The 11,448-nt window shown below is 63.4% G+C and carries 10 protein-coding genes; 6 read left to right on the top strand and 4 right to left on the bottom strand.

Translation table 11 applies throughout. From position 1 onward, the window contains the following. The first annotated feature begins 411 nt into the window (after positions 1-411). Entirely contained in the window at positions 412-1,044 is a 633-nt protein-coding gene (locus J2R99_RS12705; RefSeq protein WP_307154828.1) for a PRC-barrel domain-containing protein, read from the top strand. Between the two features lie 117 nt (positions 1,045-1,161). Here J2R99_RS12705 and J2R99_RS12700 read toward each other — a convergent pair whose 3' ends face one another. Next, positions 1,162-1,827, bottom strand: coding sequence for a cupin domain-containing protein (locus J2R99_RS12700; protein WP_307154827.1), 666 nt, complete (start codon positions 1,825-1,827; stop codon positions 1,162-1,164). A gap of 59 nt (positions 1,828-1,886) precedes the next feature. Next, the gene (locus J2R99_RS12695; RefSeq protein WP_307154826.1) at positions 1,887-2,360 is read right to left on the bottom strand and encodes a GFA family protein; all 474 of its coding nucleotides are present in this window, start codon (positions 2,358-2,360) and stop codon (positions 1,887-1,889) included. A gap of 259 nt (positions 2,361-2,619) precedes the next feature. On the opposite strand from J2R99_RS12695, the gene J2R99_RS12690 reads away from it, so the two are divergent. The 3 genes from J2R99_RS12690 (at position 2,620) to J2R99_RS12680 (ending at position 7,880) form a co-directional block, all read left to right on the top strand. After that, positions 2,620-5,028, top strand: a complete 2,409-nt coding sequence (locus J2R99_RS12690) for an ATP-dependent helicase (protein ID WP_307154825.1) — start codon at positions 2,620-2,622, stop codon at positions 5,026-5,028. A 126-nt stretch (positions 5,029-5,154) separates the two neighbouring features. After that, complete coding sequence (locus J2R99_RS12685; protein ID WP_092811048.1) at positions 5,155-7,020, top strand: cation:proton antiporter; 1,866 nt, start codon at positions 5,155-5,157, stop codon at positions 7,018-7,020. Then, positions 7,017-7,880, top strand: coding sequence for a 50S ribosomal protein L11 methyltransferase (locus J2R99_RS12680; protein WP_307154824.1), 864 nt, complete (start codon positions 7,017-7,019; stop codon positions 7,878-7,880). The genes J2R99_RS12685 and J2R99_RS12680 overlap by 4 nt, the downstream gene beginning before the upstream one ends. Before the next feature lie 36 nt (positions 7,881-7,916). On the opposite strand, the gene J2R99_RS12675 is transcribed toward J2R99_RS12680, so the two are convergent. Next, the gene (locus J2R99_RS12675; RefSeq protein ID WP_111328822.1) at positions 7,917-8,132 is read right to left on the bottom strand and encodes a hypothetical protein; all 216 of its coding nucleotides are present in this window, start codon (positions 8,130-8,132) and stop codon (positions 7,917-7,919) included. Between the two features lie 144 nt (positions 8,133-8,276). Here J2R99_RS12675 and J2R99_RS12670 point away from each other — a divergent pair, with 144 nt between their 5' ends. Further along, a complete protein-coding gene (locus tag J2R99_RS12670; RefSeq protein WP_307154823.1) occupies positions 8,277-10,127 on the top strand; it encodes an aminopeptidase P family protein in 1,851 nt (616 codons plus the stop codon). On the opposite strand, the gene J2R99_RS12665 is transcribed toward J2R99_RS12670, so the two are convergent. Continuing rightward, positions 10,124-11,050, bottom strand: coding sequence for a LysR substrate-binding domain-containing protein (locus tag J2R99_RS12665; RefSeq protein ID WP_307154822.1), 927 nt, complete (start codon positions 11,048-11,050; stop codon positions 10,124-10,126). The genes J2R99_RS12670 and J2R99_RS12665 overlap by 4 nt on opposite strands. 136 nt (positions 11,051-11,186) lie before the next feature. Here J2R99_RS12665 and J2R99_RS12660 point away from each other — a divergent pair, with 136 nt between their 5' ends. After that, complete coding sequence (locus tag J2R99_RS12660) at positions 11,187-11,444, top strand: DUF1127 domain-containing protein (protein ID WP_307154821.1); 258 nt, start codon at positions 11,187-11,189, stop codon at positions 11,442-11,444. Positions 11,445-11,448: the final 4 nt, after the last annotated feature.

The following is an 11,448-nucleotide window of genomic DNA, read 5'->3' as shown; positions in this document are numbered from 1 at the left end:
CTTTCCATCTCGGGTGCCGCTTCCGAACGGAGCGTCACACTGAGAAGAACAAGAGGTTAATCTGTCGCGGGCACCGGGAAGCCCTCGTCTCCTGCACCCAAGCAAGCCGCAAGGTCAAGGTTGCGCGCCGGCTTTCTCCCATGCGCCATCGCTGACGGTTGGCGAAACGATCGGACCGCAAAGCTCACCGTAGACCTGCACCCGGCGGCATGTTTTCGGCACAGCGAGCGAAGGCGAAGCTGCCGAAAAGGCTTGACCGTGAGCCAAAACGGTTCCCGCAGATGCGATCACATTTTGCAAGCCTTTCGCAACGTTATTTGAACGAACCCTTCAGCCGCCACGGCATTGCCCTCCCACTACACGAACGGGGCGAGCCGCCACCCAGGCGAGCCCCCAACAGGGAGAGTGAGAATGTTGAAGAAGCTTTTGGCAACGACGGCCATCTCGGCGATGATCGCCACCGGCGCGATGGCGCAGACGACCGAGACCGACACCACCAACCAGCCGATGGCGGAACAGCCGGCAAGCCCGGACAAGGCCCCTGCTGGCGGCATGGAAGCGCAGCCGAACGACAGCATGAGCGCCCCGACAGGCGAGGCTGCCGAGGCTCCGGCGAAGCCCATGGATGCCTCCGTCTTCCTGACTGAGCAGAGCGAAGATCAGGTCCAGGCGAGCAGCTATATCGGCCAGACGGTCTACAACCAGAGCGACGAAGCGGTGGGCGACATCAACGACCTCCTCTTCAAGAAGGCAGGCGGCATTGACGGCGCCATCATCGGTGTCGGCGGCTTCCTCGGCATCGGTGAGAAGAACGTGGCGGTCAAGTTCAGCGAGATCGACATCCAGACCGATGAGGATGGTGACTTGCACCTCGTGATCGACGGATCGAAGGAGGCGCTTGAAGCGGCCCCTGACTTTGTTGACCTCGACGACCAGAAGGCGCAGGCCGAAGCCGCGGCCCAGCAGTCACAGACTGAGAGCGGCGGCATGGGCACCAGCACCGGCGGTGCTCCGGCGACCGGCGAACCGGCCCAGTCGCAGTAACCGCCCACATCTCCTCGGGTTTGAAAGATGCCGTCCGCACCATGCGGGCGGCATTTTTTTCGGCTGAACTTTCTTACGCCCGCAGCGCAGCGAACATTCGCTCGCCCGCGCTCTTCCTTATTTTTCGTTCGTCGCGCCGGTCTTCTCGGCGTCGCTCGCTTCATGCACATCCGAAGAGGCATTTTCGTCTTCGCCTTCGACGGCGTCTTCCTGCTGAACGTCCGAAGAGGCGTCGTCGTCCGTATGGGCCGAACTGCTGCCTTTCCAATACTCAAAGAGCGGACCTTCCCGGCCATAGATCGGATCGGTGTCTGGAAGAGGCACGCTTGCCGCCTTCTTCCTGGCTTCCTCGAAATCGATCTCCTCGGGCTTGGTGATGTCACCCTCCTGCCCTTTCGGGTAAGCGCCGACGACCGAGAAATCCTCCGTCGCCGACAGTCTTCTGTGGCCGACACCGGCGGGAATGACGACCACGTCGCCGGCATTGAGATCGGTTTCGATGCCGTCATCGCCGCCGAGCCCGACGCGGGCCGAGCCACACACACAGGCCAGCACCTCATGGCCCTTCGTGTGGAAGTGCCAGAACGGATAGATCGACCAGACCCACACACCCTGCCACATATTCCGCGTCAGGATCGTATCGGCAGCGCCGGCCATACGGACCGGCTCGTCAAGGCCGCCGCGATAGATAAGCGTCGGCAGCTTGCTGTTAGGGATGCCGCTTGAGGGTTCAAAATCATAGGATTCGACTGCGACGCTGAGGTCGAGGTCGTGCGTTGCCATGCGATGTCTCCACTCTTGGGGTGTCTCAACCCCAATGCAGAGAAAGGCCGATCAGTTCGCTATTCTGTCTTGAGCAGCGCGTCTCTGCGCGCCAGGCTGGCGGCCGGCCACAGCTCCTTCAGATCGTAATATTCCTCAAAGGCGGGAACATTGGCCGGCAATTCGAGCCACGGAACCTTAGAGCGCGTGTAGATGTGGACGTCAGGCACGAGCACATCCGGATTATCGAGCGTTCCGACCCGCAGGAAACTCAGAATGCCACGGCGTCCGTAGTCGCTCCACAGCGCAATCTGGCAGTTCGGGCAGCGATAGACGTCATGAGGGAGCCCGCTCCCCGTCGGTAGCGTCACGACGACCGGCTCCGCCTTCAATAGCGCGATCCGGTCGCGTTCGATGAGCGCGTTGAGGACGAAGGCGCTGCCCGTCTCGCGTTGGCAGTCCCGACAATGGCAGCAATGCACGAACATCGGCAGCGATGTGAGCCGGTAGCGCACGTGCTTGCAGGAGCATCCCCCTTCAAGCTCCACAGACATATCTTTCCCCCAGAACCCAAACTGGCCGGAAGTGCGGTCTTAGAAGAACCTCTGAAGGTTCGTCGCCCTCCCTCTCCCGAGTTCGATCATGTGGCAGAGATTCGGCTAGCGACACGGATTTTTTTGCCACGCCCCCTTGCGGCCTGATCGGTAGACGCAGAGAACGGGTCAAGAACAATAGTACAATCCGGTAGCCAGGCGGCCGCCTCGCAAGACAGGGATCGTTGCCCTATCTTGGGCTTAAGCGAATCGAAACCTGATGACCCATTCAAACGCCGACCGACACGACGATCCCCTTTTTGACCCGCCGACGCCTGCCCCGCGGGCTGGTGGGATCGCGGCCCGCGCCCAGGCGGCACAGGTCTCGTCTCCCGCGCGCTACCTGCAAGGCCTCAATCCCGAGCAGCGCGATGCGGTGGAGACGACGGAAGGCGCGCTTCTCGTGCTGGCCGGTGCGGGCACCGGCAAGACGCGCGTTCTGACGACGCGCATCGCGCATATCCTCGCCTCACGTCGCGCATTTCCTTCGCAGATCCTGGCGGTCACCTTCACCAACAAGGCGGCGCGCGAGATGAAGGTGCGGATCGGCGCCTTGATCGGCGGCGAACAGACCGAAGGCATGCCGTGGCTCGGCACCTTTCACTCGATCGGCGTCAAGATTCTCCGCCGCCACGGCGAGCTCGTCGGACTGCGCTCCGATTTCACCATCCTCGACACCGATGACCAGATCCGGCTGATGAAGCAGGTGATCCAGGCCGCCGGTCTCGACGACAAGCGCTGGCCCGCGCGCCAGCTCGCCAACCTCATCGACGGCTGGAAGAACCGCGGCTTGTCGCCTGACAAGATTCCGGATTCCGACGCTTACGCTTTTGCCAATGGGCGCGGGCGCGAACTCTACACCGCCTATCAGGAGCGTCTGAAGACGCTGAATGCCGTCGATTTCGGAGATCTTCTGACGGAATGCGTGCGGCTTTTCCGCGAGCATCCCGATGTGCTCGCAAGCTTCCAGCAGCGCTTCCGCTACATTCTCGTAGACGAGTACCAGGATACCAACGTCGCGCAATATCTCTGGCTGCGCCTCCTCGCCCAGCGTCCGGAAGGCGAGCGCGCCAATATCTGCTGCGTGGGCGACGACGATCAGTCGATCTATGGCTGGCGCGGCGCCGAAGTCGCCAACATCCTCCGCTTCGATCACGATTTTCCCGGCGCCAAGGTGATCCGTCTGGAGCGCAATTATCGCTCGACGGGCCATATCCTCGCCGCCGCCTCACGCCTCATCGCTCAGAACGAGAGCCGTCTCGGCAAGACGCTGTTTCCGGCGACCGACGATATGGGCGCGCCGGTCATGGTCGCCTCCGGATGGGATTCCTCCGAAGAGGCGCGCTCGATCGGCGAAGACATCGAAAGAAAGCAGCGCCAAGGCATATCTCTCAACGAGATTGCCATCCTCGTGCGGGCTTCCTTCCAGATGCGCGAATTCGAAGACCGCTTTGTCACGCTCGGCCTTCCCTACCGTGTCATCGGCGGCCCACGCTTCTTCGAGCGCATGGAAATCCGCGATGCGCTCGCCTATCTGCGCGTCACGCAAAATCCGGCCGACGGTCTCGCCTTCGAGCGCATCGTCAACACGCCGAAGCGCGGCCTTGGCGCGGCCACCATCCAGCTCATCCATTCGCATGCGCGCAGCCGCGACATCCCGCTTCTGGCGGCGGCCGGAGAGCTGGCGGCGACCGAAGAGATCAAGCCACGCCAGCGCCAGGCGCTCGGTGACCTGGTCCGAAACTTCGCCCGCTGGTCGGAGATGCTGGAGCACACGCCGCATCCTGAGCTCGCGGAGATCATTCTGGAGGAATCCGGCTACATCGAGATGTGGCAGCGCGACCGCTCGCCGGAAGCCCCGGGCCGGCTCGAGAACCTCAAGGAACTCGTCAACAATCTCGGCGAATACGATTCCCTCGGCGGCTTCCTGGAGCATGTCTCGCTGGTCATGGACACGGAGGGCGGCGAGACCGAAGAAGCCGTCTCCATCATGACATTGCATTCGGCGAAGGGCCTCGAATTCGACGTCGTCTATCTGCCCGGCTGGGAGGAAGGTCTCTTCCCGCATCAACGTGCGCTCGACGAGAGCGGCAAGGCCGGCCTCGAAGAGGAACGCCGCCTCGCCTATGTCGGCCTGACGCGCGCCCGTCGCCACGCCACCATCTGGTTTGTCGGCAATCGCCGCGTCCACGGACTGTGGCAATCCACCCTGCCCTCCCGCTTCATCGACGATCTGCCGGAAGACCATGTCGAAGTGGCAGAGCCTGCGAGCTACGGCGGCTATGGCGGTGCCGGCCATTACGGATCGGGCGGCTATGGCGGCTCACGTTTTGAGCGGATGGAGCCCTTCGATTCCGCCTATCGGACGCCGGGATGGCAGCGCGCGAAATCCAACCGGGATCGCGCCGATCCGAGAAACCGCACCGGGCGCGGGCCGACGACCCTTGAAGGAGAACTCGTCGCCAAATCGGTGATCGGCGGCACGAGCCGCTATTCGGTCGGCGAGCGCGTCTTCCACCAGAAATTCGGCTACGGCACCATCCACACGATCGACGGCAACAAACTCACGATCGATTTCGAAAAATCCGGCCGCAAGCGCGTGGTCGACAGTTTTGTCGAAGCGACCTGAGCAAGCAGGTCCAAGCTGTCCAAACCGCCTTCTGAGCAAAAGACTTTCGACGAAAGTTCCGCCAACGGCGCTTGAAAGCGGCTGCAGTTGCTCTTTAATCCCGCTCTTCCAGCGCAGAGCGGGTTCATGCACGACATCATCACCGAGATTGCGCTGATCGGCGCCACCGGCATTGCCGCCCAATGGCTGTCCTGGCGTTTCAGCCTGCCGGCGATCGTCGTCCTGTCGCTCGCCGGTCTTTTGATCGGACCGGGGCTAGGCCTCATCGATCCGGAATCGGATTTCGGCGACTTCTTGCGCCCGATCATCGCGGTTGCCGTCGCCATCATTCTGTTCGAAGGCGGCCTGACGCTGCATTTCCACGAGATCCGAGAGACTTCGATGGGTGTGCGGCGCCTCGTCCTGTTGGGTGGGCCGCTCGCCTTCCTCCTCGGCACGATCGCCGCCCATTTCGTGGGCGATCTCAGCTGGCCGACGGCGACGGTTCTTTCCGGCCTCTTCGTGGTGACGGGGCCGACCGTCATCATGCCGCTTCTGCGCCAGGCCCGGCTTGCCCAGCGACCCGCGTCACTCCTGCGCTGGGAAGCCATCATCAACGACCCGATCGGCGCCCTGTTTGCGGTTCTGGCCTTCGAAGTCATTCTCATCAACCATCACGAGCAGGCTTTTTCCGACTTCGCCATGTCGATCGTCGCGGCGGCCGTCGTGGCGCTCGCCGGCGCCTATCTTCTCGGCCGGGGTCTTGTCACCGTCTTCTCCCGCGGCTGGGTGCCCGAATACCTGAAAGTGCCTCTCATCCTGGCGGCCGTTCTCGTCGCCTATGCCGCGACCGATCTTTTGGTGGCCGAAGCCGGCCTCGTCGCCGTGACCGTTCTCGGCATCACGCTCGGCAATTCCCGCATCGCGAGCCTCGACGAACTGAAGCGCTTCAAGGAGACGATGACGGTCCTCCTCGTCTCGGGCGTCTTCGTGCTGCTCACGGCGACGCTCACCTGGGCGGATCTCACGGCCCTCAATTGGCGCCTCGCAGCCTTCATCGTCGTCCTGCTTCTCGTCGTGCGGCCGCTCTCCGTGCTCGTGGCAACGATCGGCAGTGGACTCAAACTCTCAGAACGCCTGCTCGTCGGCTGGATCGCCCCGCGCGGTATCGTGGCGGTCGCGGTCGCAGGTTTGTTTGGAACGGAGCTTGCTGCGATCGGCGTCGACGACGGCCCGCTGATGGTGCCGATCACCTTCGCGCTCGTCTTCGTCACCGTTGTCGTCCACGGCTTCACCCTCCCCTGGCTGGCGCGCCATCTGGGTCTTGCTGCCGATCGCCGCTCGGGGATCCTCGTCGTCGGCGCATCGAACTTCACAAAGGCGCTGACGGCCCGCCTCAAGGAGATGAAGATCCCGACGATGGTGGCCGACCGCAACTGGTCGCGCCTGCGCCTTTTGCGCCAGACGGAAATCCCGACCTATTACGGCGAAATCCTCTCGGAGCCCGCGGAATTCTCCGTCGAGTTCAACCGCTACGACTACCTCATCGCAGCGACTGACAACGACGCCTACAACGCTCTCGTCTGCACCGATTTCGGCCCGCATTTCGGCCGCACCGACGTCTTTCAGATCGGCCGTCAGCGCGACGAGGATTCAGGCAGCAAGAAGAACATGGCCGTCACGGTCGGCGGCCGTCCCCTGCTCGCCTCCGGCGTTTCCTACTGGGAACTCGAGCGGCGCCTTTCGAGCGGCTGGAAGATCCAATCGACCCCGCTCACGAAGGAATACACCTTCGAGGATTATCGCAACGAGCGCGGCGACGATCTGGAGATTCTGTTGTATGTCGCACCCGATGGTAGCCTCTTTTTCGCTGAACAGGCGCAGGAGCGTGCCGCCTCGAATGCCGGGCGCATCCTTGCGATGGTGCCGCCAGAGACAGAAAACCAGGACCGCACGACGGAAAAATCCGTGCGTCGCAAGGTCCAGCGAGAGACAGACAAAACCAAGACATGACGGCACGTATCAGTTTCAAAGGCGGCCGGGAGGAAGCGGAGCTTCTCTCGGATCGGCTCGACGCGGCGTTTGAAGAGGAAGGCGGCGTCGTCGCCTTGAGCGAAGCCGGTACGGACTGGCAGGTCGAACTCTATCTCGAAGGCGACGAACTCGACCCGCTCGGAGCGAGACTCAGCGACGCCCTCGGCGCGGACGCATCGAAATTCGACATCGAAATCCTTCCTGAGACCGATTGGGTGGCTCAGTCATTGAAGGGGCTTGCGCCCGTCCCGGCCGGGCGCTTCGTCGTTTATGGCGCCCATGATCGCAGCGCCATACCGGCCGGACGGACGGGGATCGAAATCGATGCCGGCCAGGCCTTCGGCACCGGTCATCACGCAACGACGCTCGGCTGCCTGGAAACGCTCGACGAATTGCTGAAATACCGGCGCTTCGACCGTCCGCTCGATGTCGGCACGGGCACCGGCCTCCTGGCGATCGCGCTCGCCAGGCTCTTGCGTGAGCCCGTTCTCGCCTCAGATATCGATCCGATCGCAACAAAAATCGCGGCAGAAAACGCCTCCCTCAACGGCGTCGGCCATCTCGTCGAGACCATGACCGCCATGGGCTTGCGCCATCCGAGGATCGCCGCCTGCGCACCTTATGATCTGATCGTCGCCAATATTCTGGCCGCACCTCTGATTGCGCTCGCGCCGGAAATGGCGCGCGCCAGCGAAACGGACGGCGTCGTGGTGCTCTCCGGCATTCTCAACAGCCAGGCCTCGCGCGTGACGGCGGCCTACCGCAATCAGGGCTTTGCTCTCGAGACACATCGACGCTTCGGCGAGTGGAGCGTGCTCGTCCTGTCGCACCGCATGTGACCGACGCTGCGGGTGCGGCGGTCACCTGGTCGGAAATCAGAACCGCGACGAACGGTCCCGCATCGCCGCAAGGTCGGTGCGGCGATAGCCAAGACGCGCAAGCTCGTCATCGTCGAGCTTCGAAAGACAGAGGTTCACCGCGTGCTGTGCTTCGGCAAGCCGTGCCGCCATCAGCCGATCCAGAATACGCCGCCACAGCGCTGGTCTGGACCGATGTGCGAGATGGCCGCTCTGATCGAAAGTGAGAGACATGATGCACAAGTCCCGGTTGCAACTTCGGGTGCGAAATACGCCTCAACGCGGCGATCGAAAATGCCGTCACCCGCATGTCAGCCCCTCGCCTGTCGCGGCTCTGCCGAGAGTGGCGCGTGACGGCGCCCGCTGGTAAGGAAAGCCATGTTTCAGACCTATGACGACAAGAGCGACGCCACCCATTCGGCTGAACGGTTGGCCGCGCTGCGCACCTCTCTCCAAGAGCAGAAACTCGCGGGCTTCATCGTTCCGCGGGCCGACGAGCACCAGAGCGAATATGTTCCGCCCGCGGCCGAGCGGCTTTCCTGGCTGACAGGCTTTACCGGATCGGCCGGCACCGCCATCGTGCTTGCCGACGAAGCCGCGCTCTTCGTCGATGGCCGCTACACCGTGCAGGCGGCCGCGCAGGTCGACAAGGACGCCTTCGAGGTCGTCTTCATCGGCGACAAGAGCCCGACGGACTGGCTCGTCGAAAAGATCAAGGAAGGCGACCGCATCGGCTTCGATCCCTGGCTCACGACGAGGAGCCAGCGCCGCTCCATGGCGGCGAAGCTCGAAAATGCTGGCGCCGAACTCGTCGCCCTCTCGGAGAATCCGATCGATCTCGCCTGGAGCGACCGTCCCGAAACGCCGACGGGCGCCGTCCGTCTGCACCCCGACGAACTCGCCGGACGCAGCGCCGCGGAGAAAATCGCCGAGCAGAGGGAAGCGCTTGCCAAACGCCGGGCACAGGCGGTCGTCCTGACTGATCCTTCCTCGATCGCGTGGCTGTTCAACATTCGCGGCAGCGACGTTCCGCACACGCCGCTGGCGCTCTCCTTCGCGATCGTCCACCAGGACAAGGCGCCGGACCTTTTCATCGACGGGCGCAAGCTCTCCAATGCGGTGCGTGACGCGCTCGCGGACCTCGCTGGCCTCCGTGAGCCGGCCGAATTCGCCGACGCTCTGCGCGCTCTCGGAAAGGGAACAAAGGCCCTTTATGATGCGGCGGGCTCGGCTGAAGCCGTCGCGCTTCTCGTCGAGGAAGGCGGCGCCGAGATCGTCGAAGCCTCCGACCCGATCGCGCTTCCCAAGGCCCGCAAGAACGCCGCTGAAATCGCCGGCAGCCGCGCCGCGCATATTCGCGACGGTGTCGCCGTCACCCGCTTCCTCGCCTGGCTCGATCTTCAGCCGGCCGGCAGCGTGAGCGAGATCGACGCGGCGAAGAAGCTCGAAGAGATCCGCACCGAAACGGCCGAGCTCGACGGCTCCAAGCTCGAAGATGTGTCGTTCGATTCCATCTCCTCGACGGGACCGAACGCGGCGATGAACCATTACCGCGTCACCGAGAAGAGCAACCGCACGCTTCAAGTCGGCGAGCTCTATCTCATCGATTCCGGTGCGCAATATCGCGACGGCACCACCGACATCACCCGCACCGTGCTGGTGGGCGAGGAAGCGACTTGTGATCGCCTGACGCTCTATCGCGACCGCTTCACGCGCGTCCTCAAGGGCCATATCGCGCTTGCCATGGCGAATTTCCCGAAGGACACCTCGGGCGCGCAGCTCGACGTCCTGGCACGCACCCCTCTGTGGCAGGCCGGTCTCGACTTCGATCACGGAACCGGCCACGGCATCGGCTCCTTCCTCGCCGTCCATGAGGGCCCGCAGCGCATCGCCAAGAGCGGCCATGTGGCGCTGGAGCCGGGCATGATCGTCTCCAACGAGCCGGGCTATTACCGCCCGGGCGATTTCGGCATCCGCATCGAAAACCTGATCGTGGTGCGCGAGCCAAAAGTCCCGGTCGGCGGCGACAGGCCGATGCTCTCTTTTGAGACGATTTCGTTCGCGCCGATCGACCTCCGCCTGATCTCGCCGGCACTTCTGACGGCGGCGGAGATCGCCTGGCTCGACCTTTACCATGCAAGGGTGCGAGCAAGCCTTTCCTTCTGGCCGCATTACACCGACGCGGAGCGCAAGTTCCTCGAGGAATCCTGCCGCCCGATCGTCCGCTAAGCGGCGACCGGCGCGAACATCGCCTCAGCGGCCTTCTTGCCCTTGCAGGCAGCAACGAACCAGCGCGCCACCTGACGCGCTGGGACGCTGAGTTCGACATCCTCACGCCAGGCGAGATAATAGGCAAAGCCGCTTTCATCGGCCGTGCCGAAAGGCGCCTCCACCCGCCCGTCATCGATCCAGCGATCGATCATCGGCCGCCGTCCGATGCCGAGCCCGACGCCGCCGGCCACCGCCTCGATGATCTGCTCGGTGCCATCGAAAACCATCGCATTGTCGAGCGGCGGCGGCTCGATCTGACGCGCCTGCGCCCATTCCGCCCATTCTTCCTTGTGAGAGGCATTGACGATGAGGCGGACCGATCGCAGCACCTCCTGCGGATCGGGGTTTTTCGGCAGAAGGCCGGCGCGACAGATCGGAAAGGTCTCTTCGTTGAAGAGATGCACCGAGGAAATGCCCGGCCAGCTTCCCTTGCCGTGCCGCAAGGCGAGATCGATCTGCTCGCGCTTCAAATCGATGATGCGGTTCGACGGCGCGAGCTGCAGCTTGATCTCCGGAAGCGCCGCCTCGAGCTCCATCAGCCGCGGGATCAGCCACATCGTGACGAGCGAGGTCGGCAAAGTCAGCGTCACCCGACCACCGGGCCCTGCAAGCCGTTCGGTTGCCCGGCGGATAGCCGCGAAGGCCGGATCGATACCCTCAAAATAGGTCTCGCCCGCAGCCGTCAGCCGCACGGCATTGCCGCGCCGCTCGAACAGCCGCACCCCGAGATAGTCCTCCAGCTTACGCACCTGGTGGCTGATGGCCGATTCCGTCAGTCCGAGGGCGCTCGCCGCGTCGCGAAAGCGCCCACATTGGGCGGCCGCATGGAAGCTTCTTAGAGCGTGCAGTGGCGGCAACGCCGCGAGCTTCGTCTTGTCCATGCCACCCTCACATGAATCTCATTCAATCTGCCTTGCACTCTGCGCGTTCGAATAACCGCACGAGCACAGCTACCTTAGCCTCACTCGATCGGCATAGCCAGGAGGCAAGGCTGATCACTGTTCATGGAGGCAATGAATGAGATTCATACAGCAGCTACTCCGGGCCCGCCGCAAGCGGAACGCCGCGCACGAGCTTCGGGGCCTGTCGCCCGATCTTCTCAACGATATCGGCATCAATCCGGCCGAGGTCGACAAGGTGGCCGCGAAAATGCTGTCGAGCGACCAGCCACCGCCATCGCAGCCTCACGCGCTTCTCTTCAAGGCGGCTCTGTTCATGCCCATCGATTGGCCCGGTCAGGTGCCCGACAGAAAGCCGACATGCCGGCCAGCCTGACATG

The sequence above is a fragment of the Rhodopseudomonas julia genome, from assembly GCF_030813515.1.
Classification (GTDB): Bacteria; Pseudomonadota; Alphaproteobacteria; order Rhizobiales; family Afifellaceae; genus Afifella; species Afifella julia.
Note: the sequence above shows the minus strand (reverse complement) of the source record. Positions and strands in the feature narration are given on the sequence as shown.

Coding starts and splice junctions, on each gene's coding strand:
- J2R99_RS12705 (WP_307154828.1), top strand. CDS start 412: ATGTTGAAGAAGCTTTTGGCAACGACGGCCATCTCGGCGATGATCGCC.
- J2R99_RS12700 (WP_307154827.1), bottom strand. CDS start 1,827: ATGGCAACGCACGACCTCGACCTCAGCGTCGCAGTCGAATCCTATGAT.
- J2R99_RS12695 (WP_307154826.1), bottom strand. CDS start 2,360: ATGTCTGTGGAGCTTGAAGGGGGATGCTCCTGCAAGCACGTGCGCTAC.
- J2R99_RS12690 (WP_307154825.1), top strand. CDS start 2,620: ATGACCCATTCAAACGCCGACCGACACGACGATCCCCTTTTTGACCCG.
- J2R99_RS12685 (WP_092811048.1), top strand. CDS start 5,155: ATGCACGACATCATCACCGAGATTGCGCTGATCGGCGCCACCGGCATT.
- J2R99_RS12680 (WP_307154824.1), top strand. CDS start 7,017: ATGACGGCACGTATCAGTTTCAAAGGCGGCCGGGAGGAAGCGGAGCTT.
- J2R99_RS12675 (WP_111328822.1), bottom strand. CDS start 8,132: ATGTCTCTCACTTTCGATCAGAGCGGCCATCTCGCACATCGGTCCAGA.
- J2R99_RS12670 (WP_307154823.1), top strand. CDS start 8,277: ATGTTTCAGACCTATGACGACAAGAGCGACGCCACCCATTCGGCTGAA.
- J2R99_RS12665 (WP_307154822.1), bottom strand. CDS start 11,050: ATGGACAAGACGAAGCTCGCGGCGTTGCCGCCACTGCACGCTCTAAGA.
- J2R99_RS12660 (WP_307154821.1), top strand. CDS start 11,187: ATGAGATTCATACAGCAGCTACTCCGGGCCCGCCGCAAGCGGAACGCC.